This window comes from Nonomuraea ferruginea, from assembly GCF_039540635.1.
GTDB lineage: Bacteria > Actinomycetota > Actinomycetes > Streptosporangiales > Streptosporangiaceae > Nonomuraea > Nonomuraea ferruginea.
Map to the genome: position 1 here is coordinate 35,511 of NZ_BAABFD010000010.1, position 21,119 is coordinate 56,629.

The 21,119-nt window shown below is 69.0% G+C and carries 21 protein-coding genes and 3 pseudogenes; 12 read left to right on the forward strand and 12 right to left on the reverse strand.

The window, feature by feature from the left end; translation table 11 throughout:
• The first annotated feature begins 625 nt into the window (after positions 1–625).
• The gene (locus tag ABD999_RS19705; protein ID WP_271277819.1) at positions 626–2,686 is read left to right on the forward strand and encodes a SpoIIE family protein phosphatase; all 2,061 of its coding nucleotides are present in this window, start codon (positions 626–628) and stop codon (positions 2,684–2,686) included.
• 552 nt (positions 2,687–3,238) lie between these two features.
• On the opposite strand, the gene ABD999_RS19710 is transcribed toward ABD999_RS19705, so the two are convergent.
• The gene (locus ABD999_RS19710) at positions 3,239–3,535 is read right to left on the reverse strand and encodes a hypothetical protein (protein WP_271277820.1); all 297 of its coding nucleotides are present in this window, start codon (positions 3,533–3,535) and stop codon (positions 3,239–3,241) included.
• Between the two features lie 363 nt (positions 3,536–3,898).
• Here ABD999_RS19710 and ABD999_RS19715 point away from each other — a divergent pair, with 363 nt between their 5' ends.
• Entirely contained in the window at positions 3,899–4,513 is a 615-nt protein-coding gene (locus ABD999_RS19715) for a PP2C family protein-serine/threonine phosphatase (RefSeq protein ID WP_271277821.1), read from the forward strand.
• A gap of 68 nt (positions 4,514–4,581) precedes the next feature.
• On the opposite strand, the pseudogene tnpA reads toward ABD999_RS19715, so the two are convergent.
• Positions 4,582–4,999 (reverse strand): annotated as a pseudogene (gene tnpA, locus ABD999_RS19720) (IS200/IS605 family transposase).
• Between the two features lie 21 nt (positions 5,000–5,020).
• Here tnpA and ABD999_RS19725 point away from each other — a divergent pair.
• From ABD999_RS19725 to ABD999_RS19735, 3 genes are all read left to right on the forward strand, one after another.
• Positions 5,021–6,172: an RNA-guided endonuclease InsQ/TnpB family protein gene (locus tag ABD999_RS19725; protein ID WP_345482819.1), complete on the forward strand. Its 1,152-nt coding sequence runs from the start codon at positions 5,021–5,023 to the stop codon at positions 6,170–6,172.
• A 116-nt stretch (positions 6,173–6,288) separates the two neighbouring features.
• A complete protein-coding gene (locus ABD999_RS19730) occupies positions 6,289–6,900 on the forward strand; it encodes a hypothetical protein (protein ID WP_271279901.1) in 612 nt (203 codons plus the stop codon).
• 170 nt (positions 6,901–7,070) lie between these two features.
• Positions 7,071–7,553 (forward strand): lantibiotic dehydratase, encoded by a 483-nt coding sequence (locus tag ABD999_RS19735; RefSeq protein ID WP_271279914.1) that lies wholly within the window; start codon positions 7,071–7,073, stop codon positions 7,551–7,553.
• Positions 7,554–7,708: 155 nt separating this feature from the next.
• On the opposite strand, the gene ABD999_RS19740 is transcribed toward ABD999_RS19735, so the two are convergent.
• Positions 7,709–8,878, reverse strand: a complete 1,170-nt coding sequence (locus ABD999_RS19740) for a zinc-dependent alcohol dehydrogenase (RefSeq protein ID WP_271279902.1) — start codon at positions 8,876–8,878, stop codon at positions 7,709–7,711.
• Positions 8,875–9,771: an SRPBCC family protein gene (locus ABD999_RS19745; RefSeq protein WP_271279903.1), complete on the reverse strand. Its 897-nt coding sequence runs from the start codon at positions 9,769–9,771 to the stop codon at positions 8,875–8,877. The genes ABD999_RS19740 and ABD999_RS19745 overlap by 4 nt, the downstream gene beginning before the upstream one ends.
• 289 nt (positions 9,772–10,060) lie before the next feature.
• Between ABD999_RS19745 and ABD999_RS19750 the strand changes: the two genes are divergently transcribed.
• On the forward strand, positions 10,061–10,207 hold the full coding sequence (locus ABD999_RS19750) for a leucine zipper domain-containing protein (RefSeq protein ID WP_271279904.1): 147 nt from the start codon (positions 10,061–10,063) through the stop codon (positions 10,205–10,207).
• A gap of 194 nt (positions 10,208–10,401) precedes the next feature.
• Here ABD999_RS19750 and ABD999_RS19755 read toward each other — a convergent pair.
• The 3 genes and pseudogenes from ABD999_RS19755 to ABD999_RS19765 all read right to left on the reverse strand — a co-directional run bounded on the left by ABD999_RS19755 (position 10,402) and on the right by ABD999_RS19765 (position 11,947).
• A pseudogene (locus ABD999_RS19755) lies at positions 10,402–10,976 on the reverse strand (type 1 glutamine amidotransferase domain-containing protein).
• Between the two features lies 1 nt (position 10,977).
• Complete coding sequence (locus ABD999_RS19760) at positions 10,978–11,331, reverse strand: MDR/zinc-dependent alcohol dehydrogenase-like family protein (RefSeq protein ID WP_271279905.1); 354 nt, start codon at positions 11,329–11,331, stop codon at positions 10,978–10,980.
• The gene (locus tag ABD999_RS19765; protein ID WP_271279906.1) at positions 11,246–11,947 is read right to left on the reverse strand and encodes a zinc-binding dehydrogenase; all 702 of its coding nucleotides are present in this window, start codon (positions 11,945–11,947) and stop codon (positions 11,246–11,248) included. Before ABD999_RS19765 ends, ABD999_RS19760 begins: the two co-directional genes overlap by 86 nt.
• Positions 11,948–12,516: 569 nt before the next feature.
• Between ABD999_RS19765 and ABD999_RS19770 the strand changes: the two genes are divergently transcribed.
• From ABD999_RS19770 to ABD999_RS19785, 4 genes are all read left to right on the forward strand, one after another.
• Positions 12,517–12,705 (forward strand): hypothetical protein, encoded by a 189-nt coding sequence (locus ABD999_RS19770; RefSeq protein ID WP_271279907.1) that lies wholly within the window; start codon positions 12,517–12,519, stop codon positions 12,703–12,705.
• A 238-nt stretch (positions 12,706–12,943) separates the two neighbouring features.
• A complete protein-coding gene (locus ABD999_RS19775; RefSeq protein ID WP_271279908.1) occupies positions 12,944–14,053 on the forward strand; it encodes a DUF2267 domain-containing protein in 1,110 nt (369 codons plus the stop codon).
• Positions 14,054–14,422: 369 nt separating this feature from the next.
• Complete coding sequence (locus ABD999_RS19780) at positions 14,423–14,608, forward strand: low molecular weight phosphatase family protein (protein WP_378525276.1); 186 nt, start codon at positions 14,423–14,425, stop codon at positions 14,606–14,608.
• Positions 14,609–14,826: 218 nt separating this feature from the next.
• Positions 14,827–15,348: a dihydrofolate reductase family protein gene (locus ABD999_RS19785; RefSeq protein ID WP_271279909.1), complete on the forward strand. Its 522-nt coding sequence runs from the start codon at positions 14,827–14,829 to the stop codon at positions 15,346–15,348.
• Between the two features lie 151 nt (positions 15,349–15,499).
• Here ABD999_RS19785 and ABD999_RS19790 read toward each other — a convergent pair whose 3' ends face one another.
• Positions 15,500–15,715: a hypothetical protein gene (locus tag ABD999_RS19790; protein WP_271279910.1), complete on the reverse strand. Its 216-nt coding sequence runs from the start codon at positions 15,713–15,715 to the stop codon at positions 15,500–15,502.
• 17 nt (positions 15,716–15,732) lie between these two features.
• On the opposite strand from ABD999_RS19790, the gene ABD999_RS19795 reads away from it, so the two are divergent.
• A complete protein-coding gene (locus tag ABD999_RS19795) occupies positions 15,733–17,115 on the forward strand; it encodes a DUF4158 domain-containing protein (RefSeq protein ID WP_271279911.1) in 1,383 nt (460 codons plus the stop codon).
• Positions 17,116–17,137: 22 nt separating this feature from the next.
• Here ABD999_RS19795 and ABD999_RS19800 read toward each other — a convergent pair whose 3' ends face one another.
• Entirely contained in the window at positions 17,138–18,367 is a 1,230-nt protein-coding gene (locus ABD999_RS19800) for a PP2C family protein-serine/threonine phosphatase (protein WP_271279912.1), read from the reverse strand.
• Positions 18,368–18,547: 180 nt separating this feature from the next.
• Here ABD999_RS19800 and ABD999_RS19805 point away from each other — a divergent pair, with 180 nt between their 5' ends.
• Positions 18,548–18,922: a recombinase family protein gene (locus ABD999_RS19805; RefSeq protein ID WP_345482848.1), complete on the forward strand. Its 375-nt coding sequence runs from the start codon at positions 18,548–18,550 to the stop codon at positions 18,920–18,922.
• 10 nt (positions 18,923–18,932) lie between these two features.
• Here ABD999_RS19805 and ABD999_RS19810 read toward each other — a convergent pair.
• The 3 genes and pseudogenes from ABD999_RS19810 to ABD999_RS19820 form a co-directional block, all read right to left on the reverse strand.
• A pseudogene (locus tag ABD999_RS19810) lies at positions 18,933–19,112 on the reverse strand (ATP-binding protein); the annotation flags it as partial.
• A gap of 149 nt (positions 19,113–19,261) precedes the next feature.
• The gene (locus ABD999_RS19815) at positions 19,262–20,395 is read right to left on the reverse strand and encodes a DUF932 domain-containing protein (protein WP_271277485.1); all 1,134 of its coding nucleotides are present in this window, start codon (positions 20,393–20,395) and stop codon (positions 19,262–19,264) included.
• 90 nt (positions 20,396–20,485) lie between these two features.
• Positions 20,486–21,028 (reverse strand): hypothetical protein, encoded by a 543-nt coding sequence (locus ABD999_RS19820; protein WP_345482821.1) that lies wholly within the window; start codon positions 21,026–21,028, stop codon positions 20,486–20,488.
• Between the last annotated feature and the right edge of the window lie 91 nt (positions 21,029–21,119).

Genomic DNA, 21,119 nt, shown 5'->3' on the forward strand with positions numbered 1-21,119 from the left:
AACCCGGCGGAGACCAACAACGGCTCCGGAACGCAACCTAAGCTCCAGACATCTCGACGGCCATCGAAGCATGGATGCACGGCCGGTCAAGATTCATTCTGTTAGGACTTCTGAACGTCTTCCACCCGCCCTGGCGCCCGCGCTGATCCTGCTCACCCTCCTGCCCGCCTGGCTGCGCCAACACACCGCCGGCCAGGGAGCGCGACTCCCGCGCAGCTCGGCGAGCTCAACGCCGAAGCCGTCGACACCCTCCAAGGGCTGTGCGAGCTCACCTCGGGGGCCGGGGACCGGCAGCTCGACCGCCTGCACGAGCAGGGCCGGCGGCTACTGGAGGCCCGGCTGGCCCACGGCCGCCGCTCCGGCCTCGAACACGCCGTTATCCGCCTCGGATGCCGACCCTTGATCATCTACGAAAGCCGATCGACTCCTTGCCACAACAAGATGGCGTTACCACTCATTTGGATTCCCTGGAGCCATCTCGGTGCATCCTGGCGGTATGGGGATTGAAGAGGACGGTTTCCACAGGTTCCGCGAGCCGATGCCTGAGCAGGCTAGTGGCCTGCAGCGAGAAACCGGAACCGCCTCGCATTCCGGCCGGGATGCGCGGCGTCTCCATGACCTGCTTGTGGCGGCCATCGACGCCGCCGGGGCGCACATCGGTGCGCTCTATCTGCTCGACGAGGACCAGGGGCTCCTGCTCATGGACGCCCAGCAGGGCATTCCCCTCTCTATTGCCAAAGCCTGGTCGAGGGTACGCCTCAGCGAGGCTGGAGCGCTCGCGGACGCGATGTCCGAGCGGCGGCTGGTCTGGCTGGCCGACCTGGAGGAACTGGCCCGCAGCTCGCCCTATGCGGGGCTAGTCATGCCATACCGCCTCTCAATGGTCGTCGCGCCCATCCGCACCGGCGACACCAGCTGGGGGGCGCTCCTGCTGGCCTGGCCGCCGGGCCAGACCGAGCCCACCGAGGAACAGCGCCAGGTGATCGAGCGGACCTGCGAGCGGATGGGGACGATGCTGCACGAGGCCCTGCTGGCCGGGCAGCCGGTGAAGCCGCGCGCCAAGCCACGCATGATCACTCCCTGGAAGCGACGACAGCTCGACCTCAACGTCGGCATGGCCACCCTGGACTGCCTCAACAGCCTGCCCGAAGGCTACCTGACGCTGAACCTGAAAGGCCGGATCACGTTCCTCAACCCACCGGCCGCCGAACTGCTCGGCGACTCGCCTTCCCACCTGCTCGGCCGGCGCGCCTGGGAGGCGCTGCCGTGGCTGAACACCCCCGAGTACGAGGACCGCTACCGGGCAACGGTGATCAGCCAGGAGGCCACCTCCTTCACCGCCCGGCGGCCCAGCGGGCAGTGGCTGGCGTTCCAGCTCTATCCCGCGCCGGCGGGCATCAGCGTCCGCGTCACGCCCAGCACCATGACGCATGACCCCGCCCATCTCATGCCGGACCACATTCTGCCCGGCAGCACGAGGGTGGACGCGTCCACGCTCTACGGCACGATGCAACTGGCCCTCAGACTCTGCCAGGCCGCCACCGTGCAAGAGATCGTCGACCTGGTGGGCGACCACCTGCTGCCGGTCTTCAACGCGCAGACCCTGTCCATCGTGTCCGATGAGAACGGCCGGCTGATCCTGCTCGGCAGCCGTGGCACGACGCCGGAGAGCGTCGAGAGGTTCAACCAGTGGTCGACGACCGGGAAGGCCGGAGCAGAGGCCCCGGCGAACGCCACCGAGCCAGTATTCTTCGCCTCCCGGCGGGAACTGCGCGAGGTCTATCCCCCGGTGGTCGACGACCCCCTTTCGGCGTGCGCGGCGCTGCCGCTGACCACGCCGAGGCGGACACTCGGCACTCTCGTGATCGGCTACGACCGCCCGCACCACTTCACCGAGAGCGAGCGCGCCACCCTCACCTCCCTGTCCGGGCTGGTCGCGCAGGCCCTCGACCGAGCCCAGCTCTATGACGTCAAGCACGACCTGGCGCAGAGCCTGCAGGAAAGCCTGCTCCCCCACCGCCTGCCACAGATCGACGGGCTGGAGGTGGCCGCCCGCTACCTGCCCGGCACCCGCGGCATGGACATCGGCGGCGACTTCTACGACCTGATCAGCTTGGGCGACGAGTGCGCGGCGGCGGTCATCGGCGACGTGCAGGGACACGACCCGGCGGCGGCGGCGCTGATGGGGCAGGTGCGCACGGCGATCCACGCCTACGCGGCCTCTGGGGCGGATCCTGGTGAGGTGCTGGCGCACACCAACCGGCTGCTCGTCGACCTGACCCCGGACCGGTTCACCAGCTGTCTCTACATCGACCTCGACCTGCACAACAGTGTCCTGAACGTGGCCGACGCCGGCCACCTGCCGGCGCTGCTGCACCACCATGACGGGGCTACCCAGCTGATCGAGCCGGCCCCCGGGCTCCTGCTCGGCATCGACCCGCACGCCGAGTACGAGACCTCGCAGATCGCGCTACCACCCGGCTCCACACTCGCGCTCTACACCGACGGGCTGGTCGAAGCGCCCGGCGTGCTGCTGGACGACGCCATCGCCGACCTCTCCCTGCACCTCGGCAGGCTCGCCCGGCGGCCGCTGCAGGAGCTCGCGGACGCCCTCATCGCCCCCTCGTCGAACGTCGACCAGCGCCTCGACGACACCGCGCTGCTCCTGCTCCGCTCAAGCACCTGACAACCGCGATGCGGGACGCAGGCCGGACCAGAGCGCCGGCCTCTCAGGCAACTTCTCACCCATGTCCGCACAGGTCAGACTCCAGATTTGCGCCCTAGGCCGACGAAATATGCGGAATACAGGGCAGCGGTAGACCGCAGTTCGCGCACGTCTGAACCGCCGCGTTCTGGTTCACGCCGCCGACTGTCGCAAGCCGATGTGTTGATCACTACTACTCCCTGGGCACGGCCACAAGATCCTAAGACTTCGAAGAGGGGGACCAAGGCCGGGTGAACGGCATGGCCCCTCTGGTGATCAGAAGCGGAACGCCTCGGCGAACCGGCTGAATAGCACGGGACCGCCTTCTACGCGCACGCTGCGTCGTGCGGGGCGACCAGCCTCTCGTCCAGGTCTTCTCGTCCTGGCCGGACGGCATCCTCCGACCCGGCCTGGATCTACGGCCGCCGTCGACATCTACGCGGCCATCTGCAACACACTCACCACTGCGTGCGACTGGAAGCCCGAACGCGTTGAGGAATGGTGGGGACAGGCGCTGGTCCGCGAGTTGCTGACTCACATGCGGCTGGCGTGTGCCTGGAACGGCTGATCGTCCGGTCTACGAGGTCGCGGCTTGTCACGGCCGTCGCCGAGCCAGTGATCGCAGCCCGGCGCAAGCGGCTCGTGGCTGTTCTCAAGGTAGAGGATGCGCCGGTGGAGCCGTGATTGGGCGGCCTTGAGCTGGAGCTGTATGGCGGCGGGTAGCGTGGAGCCGAGGAGGCGAGGAAGGGAACCAGCGGGAGCGCCGACAGGGGTGACGGGATGGGAGCTGATGCCGAGCTCATGCTCAGTGGTCTGCTGCGCGCCGATCACCTGACCTCTGTGGAGGACATACCGGAACTGCATCGCATACGCGGCCCCTCGGCTTCTCCCAGACCATGGTCTACGTGGCCGACCTGCAGCAGCAGTGCCTCCTACCGCTGCACGGCCAGCGCGGTGCGGCCGGGGAGCCGCTGGAACCGCTGCGCATCGACACCACCCTGGCCGGGCTGGCCTTCCGCACCATAAAGATCATTCAAGTGTTGCGCTCCGCCGGACCGCACGAGGACGAACCCGCGGAGCCGCCGGCCCGTGAAGGCCCGCAGCGGCTCTGGGTGCCCCTGCAGAACAGGACCGAGCGGATCGGCGTACTTGGACTCACCGTGCCCCTTTTTCGACGAGGCCACCGATCGGCGGGTGAAGACCCTGGCCTCGCTGCTGGCCATGCTGCTGGTGAGCAAGCGCCAGGCCAGCGACACCTACGAAGCTCTGGTACGCCCCACGACGATGAATCTGTCGGCCGAAATCCTGTGGACGCTGATGCCGGCGCGAACCGTCGCCAACGACCGAGTCGTAGTGAGCGCGATGCTGGAGCCGGCGTACCTGGCGGGTGGGGACGCCTTCGACTACGCCCTCGACGGCCAGACGGTGCACCTGGCGATCTTCGATGCGATGGGGAATGACACCGCGGCCGGGCTGACGGCCACCATCGCCGTGGGCTGCTACCGCAACAGTCGCCGCCAGGGCATGGATCTGGTCGCGTGCGCCGAGGCGATCGACGACGCGATCGCCGAGCAGTTCCAAGCGGCCAGGTTCACCACCGGGATCCTCGCTGACCTGGACACCAGGACCGGTGTGCTGACCTGGGTCAATCGTGGCCACCACCCACCGATGGTGCTGCGCCACGGCCGGGTGGCGGTCACCCTGGAAACCTCCGCGGCCCTGCCCATGGGCTTCAACCTGGGTGAGACGGCTCCCTCTGCCCGCTGCCTGGGTCGTCTACAGTGCTCCGGCCTTGAGGCCAGGGGGTGAAGCGGACTCTCCCGCGTAGCGGGGCAGGGAAAGCCGGATCGCCCCAGGCGATCCGGCGTCTACCCGGCTCAGACCGGGCGGTTCTGTTGCTTGATGTACTGCCGCAGGACACTGATCGGAGCGCCGCCCACGCTTCCTGCGAAGTAGGAGCCCGACCACAGCTTGTTCGCCCGGTAGTAGTGGCGGGCCAGTTCGGGGAACTCGGTGCGCAGCCGCCTGGAGGACACCCCTTTCAGCGAGTTGACCAAGCGGGACAGTGCGACCTTCGGCGGGAAGTTCACCAGCAGGTGGACGTGGTTGCTCTCGCCGTTGAACTCGGCCAGCTCGCACTCGAAGTCCGCGCACACCTCCCGCATGATCTGCTCCCATGCGCTCCAGGTGGGTCCCGGTGAACACCCGATGCCGGAACTTGGTCACGAGAACCAAGTGGGCGTGCAGGACGAGAACACAGTGTTTACCTGTTCTGATGTCTCCATGCTCAGCCATGAACAATGGCATGATCATGGCGTGCAGCTCCGGTACAACTTCCGGCTCCACCCGTCTCCGGGTCAGCGTCAAGCGCTGGCTCGGGCGTTCGGGTGCGCACGGACGGTGTCCAACGACGGGCTGCGCGCCAGGCAGGAAGCCCACGCCGGCGGTCTGCCGTACATCCCGGATGCAGACCTGTCCAAGCAGGTCATCACCCAGGCGAAGAAGACGCCGGAACGCGCCTGGCTGGGCGAGGTCTCCGCCGTGGTGCTCCAGCAGGCGCTCGCCGACCTGAACACCGCCTACCGCAACTTCTTCGCCTCGATCACCGGCCAACGCGAAGGGCCGAAGATCGCCCCACCGCGCTTCCGCTCCCGCAAGGACAACCGGCAGGCGATCCGGTTCACCAAGAACGCCCGCTTCACGGTCACGGCGGGCGGGAAGCTGCGCCTGCCGAAGATCGGCGACGTGCCGGCGCGATGGTCTCGTGATCTCCCCGCCGAGCCGTCGAGCGTGACGGCCATCAAGGACGCGGCGGGGCGGTACTTCGCCTCGTTCGTGGTCGAGACCGGCGCAGATCCGTTGCCGCAGACGCCGCACGAGGTCGGTATCGACCTGGGGCTCACCCACTTCGCGGTGCTCTCAGACGGCCGGAAGATCGACAACCCGAGGTTTCTGCGCCGCGCCGAACGACGGTTGAAGAAGGCCCAGCAGGCCCTGTCCCGCAAGGACAAGGGGTCGAACAACCGGAAGAAGGCCGCGGCCCGGGTCGCCCGTGCTCACGCCAGGGTGGCCGACGGGCGCCGGGACTTCGCGCACAAGCTCTCCACGCAGATCATCCGCGACAACCAAGCGGTGTACGTGGAGGACCTGTGCGTGAAGGGCCTGGCCCGCACCCGGCTGGCCAAGAGCGTTCACGATGCGGGCTGGTCGCAGTTCATGGCCATGCTGGAGTACAAAGCCGGACGGTACGGCCGGGGCTTCGCCAAGGTCGGCCGGTTCTTCCCATCGAGCAAGTCGTGCTCGGCGTGCGGCGCCGTGGCGGGCACGATGCCGCTGAACATCCGGTCGTGGACCTGCCCGTGTGGAGCGGTCCACGACCGGGACGTCAACGCCGCGATCAACATCCTCGCCGCCGGACGGGCGGAGAGGCTAAACGCCTGCGGAGGGACCGTAAGACCCGCCGCCTAGCGGAGGGCAGGACCCAGCGAAACAGGAAGCCACAGAGATGCCGCACGTGCGGCACGGGCTGAATCCTCCTGCCTTCAGGCCGGGGAGCGCGTCAAAAGCTCGAACCCGGTGATCGCTTGCTCTTCTACACCGACGGCATCATCGAGGCGCAGAACGCCGAGGGTGAGTACTTCGGCCTGGGCCGCTTCACCGACTTCATCATCATGCACGAGGGCGACGGGCGTACCAGAAGGGCCGACTGCAGGACGATGCCACGGACTTTTTGGTCGAATGGCTCACCGAGCACTCCCAGCTCACCCTGTAGTCCGGAGGTGCCGTCAGCGGCGGGCATCCGCGGCGCCGGGATCTGGGGGCGGTGGTGCCGCAGGCCGGCGCCTGGGCAGCGGGAGGTTCGCGTACGCGCCGGACAAGGCAACCACCTGCCAAATCCAGTTCTGGACGGCTGCCGCCGCGTCGTCAAGCGGCCCGTCGCTGGGTTCACACTGGTTCACATGCGGTTACTTACCGCCGAGCAGCCGCGGGTAACTATGCCTGGCAGGCAGCTCGTCTTGGTGAGTCCATTGCCGGTTTCAGGATGCGGTAGGTGGTCATTTCGGTCGGCCGAAGCCAGCCGGCGAGCGAGGGCAGGCGGTGAAGTGCCTTTGTCATGGGCTGCCCGTGCCCCGGTCAGCGACCGCCATGAAATTGATCAGCGCCCCTGTGGCCGCCGTTCACGTCACCCGTTGTGACACCGGTGAGCGTTGTGACACCGGTGAGCTCGCTGACCGGGGATGACAACCCCGTATGTGCTTCGTGACGGGTTCGTTAGCGACAGGGCGACCCCGGCTGTCTCAACCTGCCGCCGTGGCCCGCCCTGGACGGCGACGATGCAGCCAGTGGATGCACCTGGTTGGCCGGCGTGTGGGCTGAACCGTCCATCGCCGAAGCGGTCACCGTGGCCAGCCCGGCGTTCGCCAACCGCGTCAACGCCGTGTGCGCAGGGCATCGCCCCAGCGCCGGCCAGGTTCGGCGCATGATCGTGACGCTCGCCCGGTACCTGGCTCGAATGCGCGGCCGCGCCACCCCGTTCGGAATCTTCGCCGGCGTGGCGCCTGTGCGGTTCGGCGAGACGGTCCCGGCCTACTGGCCCGCGAACCACGCGGTTCATGCCCGCGCGGACGCGGCTTGGCTGGCCGCGGTCATCGGCCGGCTGGAGAGGTGCTCCACTCTGCGGCGCCGGCAACGCGTCGAGATGAATGACTTCGCCGTCGCACGCGGAGACCGGCTGGTCGTGGGCTGGCAACCTCATGCCTCGATGATGAGCGATGGCCCGGCCCCACAGGTGTCGGTGCGCTACGGCACCGTCGTGCGGGCGATCGTCCAGGCCGCGCGTTCCACCTGATCGCTGCCGGCGAGGGCGAGGCCGTGGGGCCGGTCTCCGTACGCGAGGACTTCCTGCGCCGCTCACCGTCGATGCGAGTGCCGCTCCGCCACCTTGGCGGAGCGGCGGGCCACCCAGGAAATCGAGTGGAACCGGCTCTGGCCGCGAAGGCAGGCTTACGGAGTGAGGACCACCTTGTTGCACTCGTCCTGCTTGTTCTTGAACAGCTCGAACCCACGCGGCGCCTCGCTGAGCGGCATGCGGTGCGAGATGACGAAGCTCGGGTCGATCTCGCCCGCGCGGATCCGCTGCAGTAGCGGCTCGGTGTAGCGCTGCACGTGACACTGGCCGGTGCGGATGGTCAGCGAACGGTTCATGACAGTGCCCATCGGGAACTTGTCGACGAACCCGCCGTAGACGCCGATGACGGAGACCACGCCGCCGTTGCGGCAGGCCATGATGGCCTCGCGCAGCGCGTAGGGGCGCTCGGTCTCCATCCGGGCGGCCTGCTTGGTGCGGTCGTAGGCGTACATGGCCGGAGTCGGGTGGTGGGCCTCCATGCCGACGGCGTCGATGCAGGCGTCGGGGCCGCGCCCGCCGGTCATGTCGCGCAGCGCCTCCAGCACGTTCACCTCCTCGTAGTTGAGGACTTCGGCGCCGGTGCGCTGGACTCGCCGCAGCCGGTACGGGAAGCGGTCGATGACGATGACCCGGTCCGCGCCGAGCAGGAACGCGCTGGCCGCGGCGAACTGCCCGACCGGGCCCGCGCCCCAGATCGCGATGGTCTGGCCCGGCTTGATGTCGCACATCTCCGCACCCATGAAGCCCGTCGGAAAGATGTCCGACAGGAACAGCACCTTCTCGTCCGGCAGGTCGTCCTCGACCTTGATGGGGCCGACGTCGGCGAACGGCACGCGCACGTACTCGGCCTGCCCGCCGGCGAAGCCGCCCAGCATGTGGGAGTAGCCGAAGATACCGGCGGGCGCGTGGCCCATCAGCTTCTCGGCCATGCCCGCGTTGGGGTTGGAGTTCTCGCACACCGAGTACAGCTCGGCCTCGCAGGCGAAGCAGGCGCCGCAGGCGATCGGGAACGGCACCACCACGCGGTCCCCGGTGTGCAGGTTGTGCACGCCGGGGCCGACCTCGACGACCTCGCCCATGAACTCGTGGCCGAGCACGTCGCCCTTCTTGACGGTCGGGATGTAGCCGTCCACGAGGTGCAGGTCGGAGCCGCAGATCGCGGTCGATGAGACGCGGACGATCGCGTCGCGCGCGTTGAGGATCTGCGGGTCCGGAACGTCTTGGATCTCCAGGCGGTTGCGGCCCGCCCACACGTTGGCCTTCATGCCCGTCCTCCGATCGGCTGTGCGGGACGCTGATGGAGCTGGCGCCGGGCGCGGTGGCCCTCGGGGCTGCCCTCGGAGCGGACCACCTCGCCGGTCTCCATGACCTGCTTGAAGCGGCGCAGGTCGTCGCGGACCTGCTGCTCGGGGTGCTCGCCGAACATGCGGGCGACGGCGGCGGCGGCGAGCTTGCGGCCGGGCGCGCCGTACTCCAGGGAGACGTCCACGACCGTGCCGCGGCCCGCGGGCCCGTCGGTGAAGCTGACCAGGCCGGCGGTGGAGATGCCGGTGCCGGGCACCGAGCGCCAGGCGATGAGGTCGCCGGCCCGCTCGTCGATGATCTCGGCCTCCCATTCCAGGTCGACGATCGTGCCCTTGGCCTTCCAGCGGGAGCGGCGCTGGTTGATGGTGCGCACCGAGTCCAGGTGGACCATGAACGTGGGAAGGTTCTGCAGGTCGCGCCAGAAGCGGTAGACGTCCTCGCGGGGCTTGTTGATGGTGATGGAGGCGCGCACCTGCAGCGGACCCTTGGTCTTGGCAGTGCCGCCCCGGGCGCAGGCGGCGTCCAGGGCGGTGAGCCCGGCGACGGCGCCGAGCGCGGCCAGGGCGCGGGTGCGGCGGGCGCCGGTGCGGCCGGCGGCGGCCCTGCCCAGGACGCCGAGGTCCATCGTGTCGCCGGCGACCCTGGTCCACGCCCACTGGGCAGGGTTCTTGGCGCCGAGCAGCAGCGCGGCGTGCAGGAGCTCGCGCCCGCCGACGAGCCTGGCGACGGTCGTGGCCCCTGGCGCGTCGTCGACGCCGCACAGGCGGGTCACGGCCCGTGGTGCCGCCAGTTGCGCCGCGCCCAGCGCGAGGCTGGTCCACCCGAGCGCACGGGCGAGTTTGTCGGTCATCATGCGTCCTAACGCAGGTTTTGGTGGTATGTGCGTATGCTGCGGGCGGCCCCCGGTCTGCTGACGCCCCCCGCGTCCTCCGTTTCTTGCCCCTGACAAAACGGGTGACACCAGCGGATTCAGGCATGAAAGGTGCAGGTCGTCTGGATGGCCGTCCACGACGGGCTGGACGACACCGGGCTGTCCTGGGTCTCCGGCCCAGGTCCCGTGAGCCCAGCCCGCCGCTCGATCATGAGGCCAAGCAGCGCCTGGCAGTCACCCGGCATGCAGGGAGGTCACCGGCAACGTCGCCATGTCGTGCCGGTACGTCGGCATCAACCGGCAGGTCTACTCCATCTGGTACCGGCGCTGCCGAGCCGAGGGCATCGACGGCCTACGGACGCGCTCCAAGCGGCCCAGGACGAGCCTGAACGCCACCGACGTCGAGATCGCCGAGTGAAGATCGTGGTCGCGCTGTACCTGAAGCGGTGCCACGACGCCACCGTCGGCAAGTCGGGCGTGTGGCGTATCCTCAAGCGCCTGGACCTGGACCGGCCTCGCAGCGGGCACGCGGGCACCCGCCCCCAACCAGGTCCCATTCCGAAAGCAGTGCCAGCGCGGACAGCGACGGACGCACGTTCGTGAGCGACGAGGTCACGCCCGACGTTCAGCGGCGGTGGCCTGCGGGCCCCTGGCGAACTCCTGCACGATGCGCTCGCAAAAGGCCGGCAGGTCGTCGGGCGACCGGCTCGTGGTGATGTTGCCGTCGGTGTCGACCGGCTCGTCGACCACCTCGGCCCCGGCGTTGTGCAGGTCGGTGCGCACGCTCGGCCACGAGGTCAGCCGGCGGCCCCGCGCGGCGTCGGCCTCGACGACGTTCCACGGGCCGTGGCAGATCGACGCGACCGGCTTGCCCGACTGGACGAAGTCCCGGACGAACCGCACCGCAGCGGGTTCCATCCGCAACTTGTCCGGGTTCACCGTCCCGCCCGGCAGGAGCAGCGCCTCGTAGTCGTCGACCGACACCTCGCCGACCAGCCGGTCCATCGTGAAGGTGCCGGCGTCTTCGAGGTCATGGTCGCGCGCCTGGATCTCGCCGCTGGTGATGGAGACCACGACGGTGCGGGCGCCGGCGTCGTCCAGCGCCTGCCGCGGACGCTCCAGCTCGACTCGCTCCACCCGTCGGCCGCGAGGATGGCGACCCGGCGTCCGTTCAGCTCTCCGGCCATGTCAGGCACCCGCCCCCGCCATCGCCGGGTGCAGGACGACCTTCGTCCAGCCCTCGTCTCGCTTGTCGAAGTGCTCATACGCCTCCGGCGCGCGGTCGAGGGGCAGCTCATGGCTGACGATGAAGGACGGTTCGGCCTTGCCCGCGGCGATCAGGTCGCGCAGCTGCCGGTCGTACTTCTTGACCGGGGCCTGGCCGCTGCCGATGTGCTGGCCCTTGAACCAGAACATGCCGTAGTCGAAGGCGAGTTTGCGCTGCTTGGCCAGCTCGTCACCGACCTCGAGGTCCTGCGGGACGAAGACGCCGACATTGCCGATCTTCCCGGTGAAGCGTACCGAGGCGACCAGCCGGTTCATCGTCAGGTTGGGCTGCTCCCGGCCGTCGGGGGTCGTGCGCCTGATAGCCGACGCACTCGCAGCCGTTGTCCGCGCCCAGCCCCATCGTCTCGTCCAGAACAACCTGCACCGGGTCGACCTTGGAATCGTCGATGGTGATCGCGCCGATCGATTCGGCCAGCCGCAGCCGGTCGGGGTGCCGGTCGACGACCATCACCTTGCTCGCCCCTCGGATGGTCGCCGAAAGGGCGGCCATCAGCCCGACCGGGCCCGCACCGTAGATGACCGTCTGGTCGCCGGGCTGCACGCCGGCCATCTCGGTGGCGTGGTAGCCGGTCGGGAAGATGTCGGCGAGCATCACGTAGTCGGTCTGGCGCTGCTCGGCGTCCTCGCCCAGCAGCAGGCAGTTGAAGTCGCCCCAGGGCACGCGCAACAGCTCGGCCTGCCCGCCGCCGTAGGCGCCCATGTCGGCGAAGCCGTAGGCGGCGCCGGCCATTTTCGGCTCAGGCTGAGCGGTCAGGCAGTAGTTCGTCAGCTGCCACTCGCAGTTCTTGCAGTGCCCGCACGAGATGTTGAACGGCAGGACGACCCAGTCGCCCACCTGGACCTTGTCCACCCCGGCGCCGACCTCGGCCACCTGACCCAGGTTCTCGTGCCCGAACCAGCGGCCGGGCTTCGATGTCGGTCCGGCCCTCGTACATGTGCAGGTCCGAGCCGCAGATATTCGCCGACCTGATCCGCGCCAAAACGTCGGTCGGCCGCTCGATCCGCGCGTCCCGCACCTCCTTGACCCTGACCTGCCGCGGCCCCTCGTACACCACTGCCTTCATCACCATCCCCTGAATCCACAGCCGGGCGTGGTAAGTGTCCGAACGAGCACTGACCGTCACAGCGAGGGCTCGGAACGGTGATCTAATAGGCCATGGGAGACGGGGCAGCCAAGCGGTGCGGAGACCTACATCGCGGTCCACGCCGCCTACAGCGCGGCCCTGGCATGGGGCCGCTGGACGGCGAAACCCGCCGCGCTCTCGCACCACCGACACCGTCAACGCCTGCCTCACCGTTCCGGAACACGTCGTCACCCAACTCGGGCTCGGCCCCGCCGTGACGCGCCGCGACGACATCCCCGCGCTTCGCGCCCCGCATCCTGGATGCCCGCCAGCAGAAGCGCTACCTTCGCGCCGTCGAACGACGGCCCCCTCGCCCGTGACCAAGCCGTCGGCGACTGCTGTTGCACAAGCGGGCGGCCTCGCCCTGCCCGCCCACATCCTCCGGCACACCCTGGCCACCCCTTCGCTCCGCACCGGCGTCGACAGCGTCGTCGCCCGGCTCGACCCCACCCGGCGCTACACCTTGCCCACCGACCAACGGGTCCCCACCAAGCGCTCAGCATGAAACAACCACAGCCCGACGATGCGGTGGCCAAGCGGGCGCGCCATGGGCCGCCATCTCGCGGCGCCCTTCCCTCGACAAGCGTCGCCGGATCAACGCCTCAGCGGCGACACGGTGCCCGCTGTGGACACCTACCTCACCTGCCGCATCCAGATCTTCATCACCCGATACACGACGCATGCGCCGCGCGACTGTGGGTATTCGGTCCCGGAATCCACCCGGCTACCGGCGAGGAGCGCTCATGGCCATCAGTGAGCAGCATCGGCCGGAGATCGTCATCGGACTCGTGGCGACCCCGCCGGACTATCCGGCGCAGGTGGTCGCGCGGCTCGCCGCCGAGTTGGCCGACCGGCTCGCCGAGCAGGTGGACCAGCAGGTGCGGTGGACCGTCCGGGCTGGCTGGGGTGAAGTGGCGCCGCGCCGCGACGGCGGCGTCGAGGCGCTGCTCGACGATCTCGCCCGCCGACGCGCCGACGCCCGGTGGGACGTCGCGATCTGCCTGACCGACCTGCCGCTGCACACCAAGCGGGTGCCGCTGGTGGCGCATACGTCCGCCCGGCGCCGGGTCGCGGCGGTGTCCTTGCCCGCGCTGGGGCTGCGCCAGCTGCGAGCGCTCCGCGCCGCCGTCCCGGGTCTCGTGAGCCGGCTGCTCACCGACACTTCCGAGGAACGGGTACCGCCGACCGGCCGGGCACCAGCCGAACTGGCCGGCCAGGTCGCCGCCATTCACCGAGTGGTCGGCCAGGCCGATGCCGGGGAACTGGGCTACGTCGCCTCGCGGCTGGCCGGCCGGGTGCGGCTGCTGACCGGAATGATCCGGGCCAACCGCCCGGGACGCGCCCTGCTGGGCCTGTCCAAACTCCTGGCCGGCGCCTTCGCCACGGCCGCGTTCGCGCTCACCACCAACACCATCTGGGAGATGGGTGACGCGCTCGACGGACTCCGCCTCACTGTGATCATGCTTCTCGGACTGACCGCGCTGGTGACCTGGCTGATCATCGCGCACGACCTGTGGGAGAAACCAGACCGGGAGACACCGGCTGAGCTGGCCCGGCTGTTCAACCTGGGCACAATCCTCACCCTCACCCTGGCCGCCGCGGTGTCCTATCTGGTGCTGTTCGCCGGAACGACACTCGCCGCAGCGCTGCTGATCGACACCTCCGTGCTGGAACAGAACCTGCAGCGGCCGGTCGATCTCACCGACTATCTGAACCTGGCCTGGATCATCAGCTCGCTGGCCACCGTCGGCGGCACGATCGGCTCCGGGCTGGAGGACGAGGACACGGTGCGGGCCGCCGCTTACGGCTACCATCCCGAACCCGGCGGCTGGCGGGACGAGCGGGACGCGTGATTCCCGCCTCGGGCCAGGGCTTGTCCGCATTACCCGGGCGGGCACTGCAGGCCAGCGCCGCCGGAGATGCAGGATCACCTCTAAATCCAGGTAAGCAGCGACCTGGTCGTAGCTCGTCTTCCCGAATGCAGCCGCAGCCACACACGGCGCCGACCTCGTAAAACTTTCTGCACATCTGCTGGGTATGGCACGTCGGACATGCCTATCACCGCCGTAGCCATCAGGTAGAGCAGGGGTTGAAAGGTCGGGTCCGGGTTGTGGTCGATCAGCGTGACCAGCGCACCCACACCTCACCGCCAGCGTGCCGCTGCTGGCCAACCTCAAGAACCTCTACGGCACCGATCCGCACGCCATCCGCTCACCATCGACGTGGTCGAGGCCTCCGGCGCCGTAATCACCATGGGCTGCGGCGACGCCTGCCCCGTCTTCCCTGGTAAACGCTACGAGGACTGGACGCTCGATGATCCGGCAGGCCAGGGCATCGAGGCCGTGCGGGCGATCCGGGAAGAGATCAAGGATCGCGTCGCAAAGCTGATCGCCGTTCTGCTGCCCTAGCGACGATGGCACCGGATCCGCCTGATCAGCTCGGTCTGTCAGAAGCAGCCGCACCCATACTCTTTGGCCCGTGCATATGCGCCTCTGAGGTAGTCGGGGGCGATCGTCCGCTGTACGTCCGACGTGCCGCCCTCGCGCGTCGTGCTATCGAGTTCGCATCCGCCACACGCTTCATGCGTGAGCGATGAGTTCGGGCGGCGGATCGGGTCTGCCCTGGCATGACTCGAATCATCGCTGACATCTCGGTCTCTCTCGACGGCTTCGTCACTGGGCCCGACCCCAGCCCGGACAACGGTCTGGGCACCGGCGGCGAGGCCCTGCACACGTGGGCGTTTTCCGACGACCCCGACGACCGCCAGGTCCTGCGCGAGGCGGCAGCCCGCTCGGGCGCCGTCATCCTCGGCCGTCACCTCTTCGACGTGGTCGACGGGCCGAAAGGCTGGGACGACAACGTCGGCTACGGCGCCGGCGAGGTCGGCAAGCCCGCGTTCGTCGTCGTGACGAACGCGCCGCCGGAGTCCGTGCGGCTCACCGGCCTCGACTGGACGTTCATCACCACCGGGCTGCCCGACGCCGTCACCGCCGCGCGCAAGCGAGCCGAGGCGGCGTCGTCGGACAGTGGCAAGGACCTCGACGTCATCCTCATGGGCGGCGGCGCCACGATCGGCTCCGCGCTCGACGCCGGGCTGGTCGACGCGCTGACGCTGCACCTTGGGGTGCCGGTAAGAAACGTGTCATGAGCCCCAAACGGGCGTTGCTGCGAGAGCAACAACCACTTGGACCTGCACTTCCCGCCCGTCGGTATGCCAAGACCCCCCGGATGCCGCAGGGCCCGCGCGGCGCGCGGGCCCTGTCTTGTCCTGAGCGTGCGGCTCGGTGACGTGGTGATCGTCACGCAGTGGCGGGTGGGACGAGTTCGATCTCGATGGCCAGCACGCCGAGCGCCTCCTTCTCCGGGCCGTAGACGGGGTTGAGGAACCCAGGAACAGCCGTTGGCGCTGAGATTGATCCTGGACGGAACGTGACGCCTGGTTTCGGTGTGTGATCGTCTCTGCTTGAGATTCGGGCATCTGGCGTGATCGTCGCTTTGACGGTGATCAGTGACATCTCTACCGTTGTCACCCATGCCTGTGGGGTTTTTGTCTGATGACCAGGTCAGGGCGTACACGGCGTTCGAGGAGCTGCCGTCGCTGTCGGATCTGGAGAAGTTCTTCTTCCTGGACGCGTTCGATCGCGATGTGATCGCCAAGTCGCGCCAGGACTCCCATCGCCTGGGCGTGGCCGTCCAGATCGGGACGGTCCGTGACAAGGGGCTGTTTCTGGAGGATCCTCTGGCGGTGCCGTGGCCAGTGGTGGACTACCTGGCCGAGCAGCTGGGGATCGGCGATCCCTCGCAGGTCAAGAGGTACGGCGAGCGGCTGAAGACGGCGTATGAGCACGCGTGGATGATCCGGGACGCCTACGGCTACCACGACATTGATGATCATGAGTCGTGGGAGGGGCGGGTGCTGGCGAGGCGGTTCCGGACGTTCCTGCACGGCCGGGCGTGGACGCATGCCGAGGGGCCGACGGCGTTGTTCGATCAGTCGGTGGCGTGGCTGCGCAGGCACCGGGTGCTGCTGCCTGGGGTAACGGTGCTGGAGCGCCTGGTGGCCAGCGTCCGGGAGCAGGCCGACGAGCGCCTGTACGCGACGGTGGCGCGTCAGGTGGAGCGCGCTGATCCGGCGTTGCGGCGGGACCTGTCGGGGCTGCTGGTCGTCCCTCCGGGGGCGCGGATGTCGGAGCTGGAGCGGCTGCGGCAGGCGCCCAAGCGGCAGTCGGGCACGGAGATGGCGCGGGCGCTGCAGCGGGTGGACGACATCGCCCGGTTCCGGCTGGGGCGGGTGCGCGTGAACAAGGTACCGGTGCGGCGGATGAAGACGCTCGCGAAATACGGGGCGGGCAGCAAGGCGCCGCTGCTGGCGCGGCTGCACGAACCGAGGAAGACCGCGACGATGCTGGCGGTGACCCGGTCGCTGGAGTCCGAGGCGATCGACGACGCGCTTGACCTGTTCGCGCTGCTGATGGCCTCGCGGCTGATTTCGCCGGCGCGCCGCAAGTCCTCCGGCGACCGGCTGACGATGCTGCCGAAGCTGGAGAGGGCATCCCGGCTGCTGTCGCGGGCGGGCCGGGTGCTCATCGAGCAGCTCGACCTGGTCGCCGAGGCGGGCGCCGACCTGGACCCCGCGGCGCTGTGGACGGCCGTCATCGCCGAAGCCGGGGCGAGCAAGGAGCAGGTGCTGGCCGCGCTGGAACAGGTCGACCAGCTCGTGCCCGACGACGACGGCGCGGCCGAGGCGGCGCTGCGCGCGCTGCTCTCGGCGACGGCGGGGATCGAGCTCAGCGCCATCATCGTGGTCTCGTGCCGGCAGGAGGCGACCACACGCCGGCGGGCCTGGTCGTCACGATGTCGGCTGCAGACGTCCTGGTCCCACCCGGTGACCGCGGGGCGAAGGAGCCGGTTGTAGGTGTCGATTCGTCAGGGTTCAGTTACAGACGGAGGATGACCAGGGCAATGTCGTCGGTGGTACCGGCAGGTGGGATCAGGTCGATCAGGAGGGCATCGGCGAGTGTTTCGGGGTCGGCGCCCTGATGTCGGGTGAGGGAGTCGGCAAGCCGGGCCAGGCCGGCATCGATGTCTTCGCGGCGGCATTCGATCAGCCCGTCGGTATACAGCACGAGGGTGGCTCCCTCGCTGAACGTGGTCTCGGCCTGCGGGCGGGGGGCGTGCTCGGGGCGGGCGCCAAGCGGGGGATCGGTGGCCTGGTCAAGGAAGTCCACGACGCCGTCGGGGCGCAGCAGGGCAGGCGGAAGGTGGCCGGCGCTGCTGTAGGCGATGGTGTGGTTGGTGCAGTCGATGATAGCCAGGGCCGCCGTGCTCGACTCCGCACCGTCGACGGAGCGAGCAAACACGCCGAGGACGTCCAGGGCCTGGGCGGGACCGCGGGAAACGCGGGAAGCGGCGCTGAGGGCACTGTGCAGTTGGCCCATGACGCCCGCGGCGGCCAAGCCGTGGCCGACGACATCGCCGACGGCCGCCGCAATGCGGTCGCCGGGCAGGTCGATCAGGTCGTACCAGTCCCCGCACACGTTCAGTCCTTCGGCCGCCGGTTGGTAGCGCGCTGCTGCACGGTGATGTCTCAACGGCTCGTGTGCCGGCAGCATCGCCTGTTGCAGGCTGAGGGCGATTTCGCGTTCGCAGGCGTGGGCCTGGCGCAGCCGTTCGTTGACCTCCTGCAATTCCCGCGCCTGGGTGTACAGCTTGGCTTCCAATGCCGTCACCCGGCCTCCGCGGCCTCGGCCACTGCGGGTGCGGATCAGCTCGGTGATGTCTTCGTCACGGTGCAGCAGCAACGCCACCCGCCCGTCCGGGCCGAAGACGGGGACGTTGATCGGGCTCCAGTACCGCTCCTCCCAGACCCCGGGCCGATCCGGGTACTCCACGTCGTAGCGGTGCAGCGTCATGGCGTCGCGCTCCCCGGTGGCGGCCACCCACCGCAGCGAATCCCGCAGCTTGCGCATCCCGGTTGAAGCAGGGTTGCCGGGGTCGTCGGGGAAGGCATCAGACAGGTGGCGGCCCACCACCTGGTCACGGGTGCGCCCCATGATGCTCAAGAACGCCTCATTGACGTCGGCGTACACCAGGTCCGTGGTGAACAGGGCCACCGCGCCCGGCAGCGCCTGGAATACCGCCTCGTAGTCGATCTCGGATACTGTCACGAGTCACCTGCCTGTGACGCCATGTCAATCACCTGTTCTTTCACGATGGGCATCAGCGGCGCTCCAGGAAGGTCAGCGCCCAGGGCGCCGCAACCGCTAGGCCTCGGATACCCACACGTCGGCGGGGGTAGTCGTCCCCACAGGTTGTGAAGAACGACGGCGGTAGCACCAAAGCAGGGCATCGACACCTCCACGCCGGGTGGACGCCTGCAGTTCCACATGTGCGGCGCCTTCGACGAGTTCCTCCGCGAACTCATCGTCGAGGGCACCCTCGAAGGATTGGCCTCGGCCCGCCGACGCGGCCGCGTCGGCGGGCGCCCACTGGCCCTGGACTCCCACGGCGTGGAGATGGCCCGCGCGCTGTATGAGACGAAGGGTGATGACGGCAAGCGCCGCTACGCCGTCCAGCAGATCGCCAACCGGCTCGGCGTCAGCCGCGCCGCCATCTACCGTCACCTCGATGGTGGTAACCCCCGTCCCGGCGTTGGGGTCCCGGCGTACTGTCACGGGCGTGGCCTCCGCCCCCGGTCCGGTCCCCGGCCGACAACGCACTGAGGCTTGGCTATCAGGGGCTGGCGAGCCAGCGGGTGTGCTCCACGGGGGGCGTGGTGTTGCCGGGCAGGCGTAGGACGAATCGGGCGCCTCGGGGGCTGTCTTCGATGGTGAGGGTGCCGCCGTGGGTTTCGGCGATCTGCCGGGCGATCGGCAGGCCGAGCCCGGTACCGCCGGCGTCCCGTCTTCGGGAGGCGCGCGGCACCGGCAAAGGGCGCGGGCCTGGCAGATCAGACAGACACATCAGATGGCCTCCAATCAGGAGGAGTACGGAAGAAAGGAGAACCGCGGCCCCCGGTCCCGGAGAGGGAAGACGGACCGGAGGCCGCGGAGACAAGGGGTTCAGACGCCGGCGGCCAGGTGCAGCACGCGCACCGCGTGCCCCTCCATCTCGTGCGCCGCGTCGGCGTCCGGCAGGGTCCGGGCGACGCTGGTGACGGCGTGCATGACGCCGCCGGCGCTGGTGTCGCCGCCCTGGATGAAGTGGGACAGGATCTGCCGCTGCTGCTCCTCGGAGTAGGAGAGCTTCTTGGCCACCTGCTCGATCGTCGCGGCGGGGTCGGTGACGCGGGCACCGGCCAGCCGTGCCATCTGATCGAGCTTGGCGCGTACGTAGTCGAGGTCGAGGAAGGTGGTGATCGCGTCCCGGGTCTGGGCGGTGATCAGGGCCAGGTTCTTGTCCTGGGTGTCGGCGCTCCAGCGCACCACTCCCTCGTCCATCCGGCCGCCGAGGTGGACGTGCCGGGCCGCGTCGGCGTTGATGGTCATGCCGTTGCGGCAGACCTGCACCAGCAGGCGCGGCACGATGGTGAACGCTCCCTCGCCGACCTCGCTGTTGGTGATGACGAACCCGGCGAACACGACCGGGTTGTCGGTGCCGCGCTCGCCGGTGAACGGGCTGCGGTAGTCGCGCAGCAGGTCCGGGGCGAGGGCTCGGACCTGCTCGCAGACCACGCGGACGTACATGCGCCGTTCGGTCAGGTCACAGCCGTCGATCTGGACCTGCACTCCGCTCTGGCGTACCCCGTCCAGGGCCGCCATGAGGACGTCGAAGTTGTCGATGATTCGGTAGCTGTCGGACAGGAACGCCCGCGCGACGCCATGGCCGCCGTTGCCGCGCAGTCCGCGTACGAGGAAGCGCCGGTCGGCCTCAGCCAGCCAGCCGTTGATGTTCGCGTCGTACAGGTCGGGCTTGTGCTCACGCAGGCGGCGCAGGTACGGCAGCGGGATGCCGAGTTTGCTTGCGAGGCCCTGGTCGCACACCCCGGTCGGCATGTAGAGCCCTGCGGTGGTGGTGACGCCGCGCTCCGACAGCAACGGCGCCGTGCTGATGCGCAGGCGGGTGCCTTCGGCGCGGATCTGGTGGCTGTGGGCCACGACGTCGACCTTGTGCGCCTGCTGATGGCGCAGCAGGTCGACGAGGTCTTCCAGGTTCGCGTTGCGGGTGGTCAGCGTGGGTGCGGATGCGGAACTCACAGGGGTCGCCCCATTCGTGGAGGTGGGTGGAAAGGGGAAGGTCCCGGCCGCCTGAACGCGCGGCCGGGACCAGATGAGGTGGTGCGGGATTTATAGGGCGGTGAGGAACTCCTCGTCGCTCGGCAACTGGTCGAACCGCCACCCCGTGACCAGGGCCGCCGGATAGTGATCGTCGGGGTGCGGCCGGGTGGCGAAGCGGCCACGGTTGTGCGGGGCGGCCTGCCGGCCCCGGTATACCTCGAAGACCTGGGTATCGAGGTCGATGATGTAGCCCCACTCGCACTCGGAGTAGTCCACGGGGTAGGAGGAGGCGTCGTCGATGACGCCTGCTCGCAGCATCGCCTCGGGGTCGCCCTGGGTTTTCCAGAGCAGTTCCACCCAGGTGATCACGTGGGACGAGACGTACGGGTCGGCGTACTCGCGGTACCGCTCGATATCGCCTGCAGTGGGCCGGCCGGAGGTGACCACCCGCAGCGCGACGACGCGCCCACGCAGCGCGTCCGGCGCCTCGGCGGCGGTGCGCAGCCATGCCAGCACGATCAGGCCCACTCCAGTCGGTTCGGAGTCGTAGTGGTTGTAGGCGATCTTCTCGGTCTTGTCGGCCACGAAGCCGATGAATCCACGGCTGGCCATGGTCACCGGACCTCCGTGTCGGTACAGGTCATGTCAGGTCCTTTCGCATCGTTGGCGGGAAGGCCGAAACTCGGTTGGAATGGGCGGCCAG

Excerpts from the sequence above, each read along its gene's own strand:
- ABD999_RS19790 (WP_271279910.1), bottom strand. The coding sequence starts at position 15,715 with ATGTCACTGATCACCGTCAAAGCGACGATCACGCCAGATGCCCGAATC.
- ABD999_RS19820 (WP_345482821.1), bottom strand. The coding sequence starts at position 21,028 with ATGGCCAGCCGTGGATTCATCGGCTTCGTGGCCGACAAGACCGAGAAG.
- ABD999_RS19740 (WP_271279902.1), bottom strand. The coding sequence starts at position 8,878 with ATGAAGGCCAACGTGTGGGCGGGCCGCAACCGCCTGGAGATCCAAGAC.
- ABD999_RS19795 (WP_271279911.1), top strand. The coding sequence starts at position 15,733 with ATGCCTGTGGGGTTTTTGTCTGATGACCAGGTCAGGGCGTACACGGCG.
- ABD999_RS19745 (WP_271279903.1), bottom strand. The coding sequence starts at position 9,771 with ATGATGACCGACAAACTCGCCCGTGCGCTCGGGTGGACCAGCCTCGCG.
- ABD999_RS19760 (WP_271279905.1), bottom strand. The coding sequence starts at position 11,331 with ATGAACCGGCTGGTCGCCTCGGTACGCTTCACCGGGAAGATCGGCAAT.
- ABD999_RS19775 (WP_271279908.1), top strand. The coding sequence starts at position 12,944 with ATGGCCATCAGTGAGCAGCATCGGCCGGAGATCGTCATCGGACTCGTG.
- ABD999_RS19785 (WP_271279909.1), top strand. The coding sequence starts at position 14,827 with ATGACTCGAATCATCGCTGACATCTCGGTCTCTCTCGACGGCTTCGTC.
- ABD999_RS19750 (WP_271279904.1), top strand. The coding sequence starts at position 10,061 with ATGTCGTGCCGGTACGTCGGCATCAACCGGCAGGTCTACTCCATCTGG.